4 protein-coding genes are annotated in these 6,600 nt (G+C 70.4%); 1 reads left to right on the top strand and 3 read right to left on the bottom strand.

Annotated features, from left to right (window positions below):
• Positions 1-222: 222 nt before the first annotated feature.
• Positions 223-1,065, top strand: a complete 843-nt coding sequence (locus C470_RS10280; protein ID WP_004597476.1) for an aldo/keto reductase — start codon at positions 223-225, stop codon at positions 1,063-1,065.
• An 11-nt stretch (positions 1,066-1,076) separates the two neighbouring features.
• Here the strand turns inward: C470_RS10280 and gfo6 are convergent, their stop codons facing one another.
• From gfo6 to C470_RS10265, 3 genes are all read right to left on the bottom strand, one after another.
• Positions 1,077-2,174 carry a D-xylose 1-dehydrogenase Gfo6 gene (gfo6, locus tag C470_RS10275; protein WP_008367081.1) on the bottom strand — a complete coding sequence of 366 codons (1,098 nt, stop codon included), beginning with the start codon at positions 2,172-2,174 and terminating at the stop codon, positions 1,077-1,079.
• A gap of 73 nt (positions 2,175-2,247) precedes the next feature.
• On the bottom strand, positions 2,248-4,641 hold the full coding sequence (locus C470_RS10270; protein ID WP_008367079.1) for a TIM-barrel domain-containing protein: 2,394 nt from the start codon (positions 4,639-4,641) through the stop codon (positions 2,248-2,250).
• Positions 4,642-4,700: 59 nt separating this feature from the next.
• On the bottom strand, positions 4,701-6,581 hold the full coding sequence (locus tag C470_RS10265; protein ID WP_008367076.1) for a pentapeptide repeat-containing protein: 1,881 nt from the start codon (positions 6,579-6,581) through the stop codon (positions 4,701-4,703).
• Positions 6,582-6,600 lie beyond the last annotated feature (19 nt).

Here is a 6,600-nt window from a genome sequence, read left to right as displayed (position 1 = left end):
CCCCAGCCTCGCCGCTCGCTCCCTCCGGTCGCTCGCGGCGTCCCTCGCGCGTGCGACTCGCGGCCTCCGGCCGCTCGCAGGCACGCGCCACCGCCGACCGTTTATAAGCGGTCGAGGAACTGCGCCTACAGTTTAAATACCTCTACGCGGCCCCCGAGAACCGCGACCGAGGCGGGTTCCCCGACCGGTAGTTTCAATCGGCGATCCGTCGAAGGCGTTCGCGTGACCGTACCAACGAAGACGCTGCCGAGCGGCGCGGAGCTGCCGGCGCTCGGACTCGGCACGTACGACCTCAGCGACGGCGAGACTGCCGACAGCGTGCGCGCGGCGCTCGACGCCGGCTACGCGCACATCGACACCGCGGAGGGGTACATGAACGAGGCGGCCGTCGGCGACGCCCTCGCGGCGAGCGGCGTCGACCGCGACGACGTGTTCCTCACCTCGAAGGTGCTCGCGAAGAACCTCAACTACGAGTCGGTGATCGAGTCCTGCGAGGCGTCGCTCGACCGGCTCGGCACCGACTACCTCGACTTATACCTCATCCACTGGCCGAACCCCGCCATCTCGCTGCGGGAGACGCTCCGGGCGATGGCGGAGCTTCGCGAGCGCGGGCTCGTCCGCGACGTCGGCGTCTCGAACTTCAGCGCGTACCAGCTGAGCTGCGCGCATCACATTTCCGACGTCCCCATCGCGGTCAACCAGATCGAGTTCCACCCCTGGTTCCAGCGGCCCGACCTCGTCGACTACTGCCGCGAGACGGATACGGTGGTCGAGGCGGCGGCGCCGCTCGCGCGGACCGACGTGTTCGGCGACGAGGTCGTCGCGGATCTGGCAGAGAAGTACGACAAGCATCCGGCGCAGGTCGTCGTCCGGTGGGCGATAGACAGCGGCGTCGTCCCGCTCCCGCGCTCGTCGACCCCGGAGCACGTCCGGGCCAACGCCGACCTCGACTGGGAGCTCGACGAGGCCGATCGGCGACGGCTCGACGAGCGCGACCGCGACGCGCCGGTGTACGACACCCCGGCGCGCGACTGGACGAGCGACGTGTACGGGATCGAGCAGTAGCGAACCCGGAGTTACTTCGCGTCGCCGAGGTCGACCGGCTCCCCGGTCTCGGCGGACTCGTAGACGCCGGCGAGCGCGTCCATGTCCGTGAGCGCGTGCTCGCCGTCGGCGTGGAATGGCTCGCCAGCGAGGAGCTGGTGGCCGAAGTAGGCGAACTCCTCTTCGATCTGGTGGACCTGCTCGAAGTCGACGTCGACGCGCGTGCCGTCGCGGACGACGGCGAACCCGCGGTCCTCGCGCTCGTAGAACGCGGGATCGAGAATCAGCCGGGCGTCCGTGCCGGTGACCTCCAGTCGGCTCGCGTGCTGGGCGTTCTGGCTCACCGTACACAGCGCGTCGACGTCGCCGGGGAACTCCAGCCGGAACGACGCGTGCTCGTCGACGTCGGCGAACGCCTCGTGCTCCGAGCGCGTCCGCCCGGAGACGCGGACCGGGTCCGCGCCGAGCGCGAACCGCGTCGTGTTGAGCGGATAGACGCCCAGATCCATGACCGCGCAGCCGCCGGACAGCTCCGGGTCGAGCCGCCACTGGTCCGTGTCGCTCCCGAGCTCGCCGAGCATCGTCTGCGACATCGTCGCGTGGACGTGGGTCACCTCGCCGGCGACGCCCGCGTCGAGGAGGTCGCGGAGCCGCCGGACGGCGGGGTCGGTCTGCATCCGATAGCCGACCATCAGCGGCACGTCGGCGTCGCGGCACGCGCTCACGAGCCGGCGGGCGCGCTCCGGCGTGACCTCCAGCGGCTTCTCGCAGAGGACGGCCTTCCCCTGTCCGGCGGCGGCCTCGACGTACTCCAGGTGGGTCGCGTTGGGCGTGGCGACGTAGACCGCGTCGTACTCGTCGGCGACGGCGCCCGACCGGAACTCGTCGGGCGTCACGCCGGTCAGGTCGCGCTCGGCCGCGACCGACTCGACCGCGGCGGCGTCGACGTCGGTGACGACGGTCGCCTCGGTGTACGCCGACCGAGCGATGCCGGGCAGCGCCCACTCCCGGGCGAACCAGCCGAGGCCGACGACCGCGACCCGGACGGGGTCGGTGACGGCGTCGGGGGCGAGCGTCTCCCAGTCCCGGCGCGTGAACTCGTCGAGGTACTCCGCGAAGGCGGCGTCCATGTCGGGACCTCCGAACGGCGGGGTCAAATAACCACGGCGACGGGGGCGCGGGAACGCTCCGCGGCCGCGGGCGTCACGTCAGGGGGTTCTCGCCGTCCGTCGCCGCGACGGTGACCTGGACGGCGCCGTCGGCGGCGTCGTGCGTCCACTCCCCGGGACCGGGGTCGTCGGCGACCCGCTCGTAGGAGTCGTCGTTCACCGCGAGCGCCGCCGGCGGGTCGTCGAAGCGCCGCAGGCGGGCGGACGCGACGTCCGGCGGAACGTCGAGCGTCACCGAGTCCGACGCGGTCGCGTGGACCGCCGTGACGGAGACGAGTTCGTCGGCGCCGGCGTCGAAGTGCTCGAACGTCGCCTCACGGGGGGCGGCCGTCTCGCCGCTGGAACCGAACTCGACACGGAGGTGGATCGGTCCGCGGTCGCCGTCGAGGTGCTGCGTCCACGTCCGGTACGGAACGATGCTCCCCGCGCGGACGTACGCCGGCATCGTGTCGAGGGGGACGTCGACGTCGAGCGACCGGCCGCCGTCGTACCGCGCGCCCGACCAGTAGTCGACCCACTCCCCCTCGGGGAGGTACACCTCGCGTCGGCCGCCCGGGCGCAGTATCGGCGCGATCAGAAGCTCCTCCCCGAGGAGGTACTGCGTGTCGATGGCCCTCGCCGCCGGGTCGTCCTCGAACTCGAGCACCAGCGGCCGCATCACCGGAAGCCCCGTCCTGGCGGCCCGTTCGGCGTACGTGTATAAGTACGGGAGGAGCCGGTAGCGCTCCTTCGCGTAGTCGCGGACGATCGCCTCCGCGTCCTCGCCGAAGTGCCACGGTTCCCGGGGCGTCGTCCCGTGGAACCGAGCGTGGCTGGTTCCCAGCAGCCCCCACTGGGCCCAGCGGACGTACAGCTCCGGCGTCGGTTCGCCGCGGAACCCCCCGATGTCGGTGGCCCAGAAGGGGTATCCCGAGAGCCCGAGGCTGAGTCCGCCTCGGAGGTTCGCCGCCATCGCCTCGAAGGTCGTGTCGGGGTCGCCGCCCCAGTGGATCGGGAACACCTGGTCGCCGATCCAGCCGGAGCGGACCCACAGCGTCGGCCGTTCTCGCCCGGCCGCGCGGAGCGCGTCCTGAACCGTTTCGTAGTACAGCCGCGGGTAGCGGTTCCGCATCGCCGCGCCGGTTTTGCCGTTGCTCAACACGGCGTCTCGCGGGAGGTACTCCCCGAAGTCGAGCTTGAAGACGTCGACGCCCGACTCGGCCAGTTCCCGGTGCCGCTCCGCCCACCACTCCCGGGCGTCGGGGTCGGTGAAGTCGACGATTCCGCCCCGGTCGTCGACGCTGAGCCTCGAGAGAACGTACGGGCTTCCGGTCCCGTCCTCGACGAGGTACCCGCGGTCGGCGAACTCCTCGAACAGCGGGGAGTCGACCCGGACGTAGGGGTACTCCCAGAGGGAGAGCTTGAACCCGCGGTCCGCGAGCGACTCGATCATCGCCTCGGGGTCCGGGAAGGCGTCCTCGTCCCACGCGAGGTCACAGATGGTCTCGATGTCCATCCAGTACGGGTCCACGTGGAGCACGTCGCAGGGGATCTCCCGCTCCCGAAGGGTCTCGGCCACCGACTCCAGTTCGTCTCGGGACTGGTAGCTGAGCCGCGACATCCACACGCCGAACGTCCACCGCTCGGGGCGGTGCGGCCGTCCGGTGAGCGCGGTGTACCGCCGGAGCAGCTCTTTCAGCCGGTCGCCCGTGAAAAAGAAGAACCGCAGGGCGTCGCCTTCCACGCGGAGATCGATGGTCCCGGACGAGGACGCCCCGAAGTCGAAGGTCGTCTTGCGGGCGGTGTCGGCCAACAGCCCGTATCCGCGCGTCGAGAGGTACAGCGGGACGTTCTTGTGTGCGAACTCGGTCTCGGTGCCGTTGGGCTGGGTCACCCACGACTCGATCACCCGTCCGCGCTTGTCGAGGTCAGTGAACTTCTCGCCCAGACCGAAGACGCGCTCATCCGGGCCCAGCCCGAACGCCGTTCCCGTCTCGGTCACCCTGAGCGGCCAGCGGTTGACCTCCTCCTCGACGAACCGCAGCGGCTGCGTCCGCCGTTCGCCCTTGGCGGTGCGGTCGTCGCGGCGCTCGCGGAGGAGCCGATCGCCGTCCGCGCGGACCTCGAAGGCCCACTCCTCCAGACCGATGCGCAGCGACAGCGCCGTCGTTTCGACGCGGAGCGTCCCGTCGCTCTCGGTCGCCGAAAGTGAGACCGGGCGCCGGACGGCGTCGATATCGTACGAGATCGGGGAGCCGGCGGTCGGGTTCTCCGGTGTCGACAGCATCTCGAACCGGAACACGTCCGGCGCGTAAAACCGGATCCGAACCGGGACGGTTCGGTCGTCGTCGGTCGTCGCAGCGCCGGGCGTCTCGAGCCGGCACTGGAGTTCGACCGCGGCGTCGGAGAGAGAGTAGGAGTCGACGGCAGAGACGAGGTGGGTCACCATTGGAAGCGCGTACGAAAGCCAGGCTCTTTTTTGTGGTGGTCACGCCCGAATCGGCGGTTTCACCGGTGGATCCGGCGCGTGAACGTGAACACGAACAGCGCGATCAGGAACGCCCCGATGAACCCCTCCACGGCCGAGGTGATCTCCTGTGTCAGGGTCGTCGTTCCCGGCGGTCCGAGGACGAACGAGATGAACGACTGGAACGAGAAGGTCAGCGCTTCGAGCGGGCCCAGTTCCCCGGCGAGGCCGGACCGGTTCCAGTAGAGGTACCCGAAGCCGCAGATGAGGGCCAGCGACGTGACCACCACCCGGTACGGCAGTTCACCGTAGCCCGTCGAGGCCGCGAGCAGCCACGACCGGGCCCACCGGGAGCCGTCTCTGAGTCGTCCGAGGACCCCGACCTCGGAGTCACCGTACAGCGCGTTGTCAAGGTACTCCGCCCGGTGGAACCGCATCTCGCGGTAGAACAACGCCCCCGCGGTGACGTTGTCACCGGCCGCGTCAGCGCCGTTTTTGGCGTAGGCGTACGTCGCCTGGAGCGCGGAGTGGTCGGCCTCCCGGTCGTGGCGCGGGCACACCGCGTCGTCGACGATGTAGCGGCCCGCGCGTTCGGGCCCGTCCCCGCAGTAGCAGGGGATCGCCATCGGGTCGACATCGAACCGGTGGATCCAGTTGTCGACGCGGGAGAGGTCGATGGCGTCGTCGTCGGTGAAGTCGAACCCGTCGTAGCGCGTCCGGAGGAGCCGGAGCCGCGTGAAGAGGAGCTCGTCGGGGTCTCCGGTGAACTTGACGTCGCCCAGCGTCGTTCGAAACAGGTCGTACACCGCCTTTCCGCCGCCGTCGGGCTGGCCGAGCGTCCCCCGGGTCACGGTCGAGCGAGCCAGGTCGACGTAGCCGGTCGCCCCGCCCGTGTCCGGCGACTTGAACTGGAGCCTCGACAGCTCCGCGTCCCGTATCCGAACGTCGCCGCCGACGACGGTGCGGTCGAACGAGAGGCGGCCGGTCACCGTCGCCATGTCCGCGCTCACCGACCCCCTGAACGCCGGGGTCGACCGGACCGGGCCGTTCGGGGGCGGCTCGACGAAGTCGGCCTCGTCGACCTCGAGGTCGCCTTCGCAGAGCACCCGGTCGAAGCTGACTCGGCCGCCGAAGTACGCGCGCTTGAAGTCCGCGAGATCGAAGAACCGAGCGGCTTGGAAGCGGGCGTCGCGGCGGAACAGGGCGTCGTTGAACATCGCGAGGTCGTCGAAGTCGGCCGCGAGGAAGGAGGCGTGACCGAGGAACCGGGCGTGCCCGGCGCTGACGGACCTGTCGAACTGCGCCTCGCGGAACAGTGCCGGTCGGCGGAACAGCGCGCTCTTGAGGTCGAGGAAGTCCGAAAACGTCGCGCGGCTGAAGTCGATGCCGAAGTCGACGCGTTCCAGGGCCGGATCGAGGACGTCGCTCCCGGGGGTGGCCGGCGGCGCGGCGCCGGGATCGAACGTCGCGCCGGAGAAGTCGACCGGCTGCTCGAACTCGGTCTTCCGACAGACGACGGCGCCGAACTCGGCGTGCCTGAAGTCGATCGTCTCCCGGCTCCCCCCGCCGATCTGGCGCTGTTCGAGGTCGAGCCTCGGAAACTTCGCACCGACGAACTGGCACCGCCGCCGGCTGACGACGGGGTCGCTCTCCGCGTTGGCCGCCTCGACGGCCTCGACGAGTCGGACCGAGACGTTCGCGAGGTCGGTCGGCGGCCGCTCCTCGGGGTCGAGGTGGAAGAGGCACCGGTCGCGGTCGCCGTACGCCTCGTGCGGACAGTGCCAGACGCCGTCCTCGACGCCGGAGCCCGCCTCGGAGCTCCCGAGACGCCACTTCGGAGGAGAGTCCAGCCACGGGAACGCCGCCTCGTAGTCGGGGACGGGAAAGCGGAACCGGCAGCTCCCGTTCACTCGGAGCGTCACGACTCCGTCCTATTTCGAC

It is taken from the genome of Halorubrum distributum JCM 13561, from assembly GCF_000337395.1.
GTDB lineage: Archaea > Halobacteriota > Halobacteria > Halobacteriales > Haloferacaceae > Halorubrum > Halorubrum distributum.
Note: the sequence above shows the minus strand (reverse complement) of the source record. Positions and strands in the feature narration are given on the sequence as shown.

Bases quoted from the DNA above. Each gene is read 5' to 3' on its own strand.
- gfo6 (WP_008367081.1), bottom strand. From the start codon at position 2,174: ATGGACGCCGCCTTCGCGGAGTACCTCGACGAGTTCACGCGCCGGGAC.
- C470_RS10270 (WP_008367079.1), bottom strand. From the start codon at position 4,641: ATGGTGACCCACCTCGTCTCTGCCGTCGACTCCTACTCTCTCTCCGAC.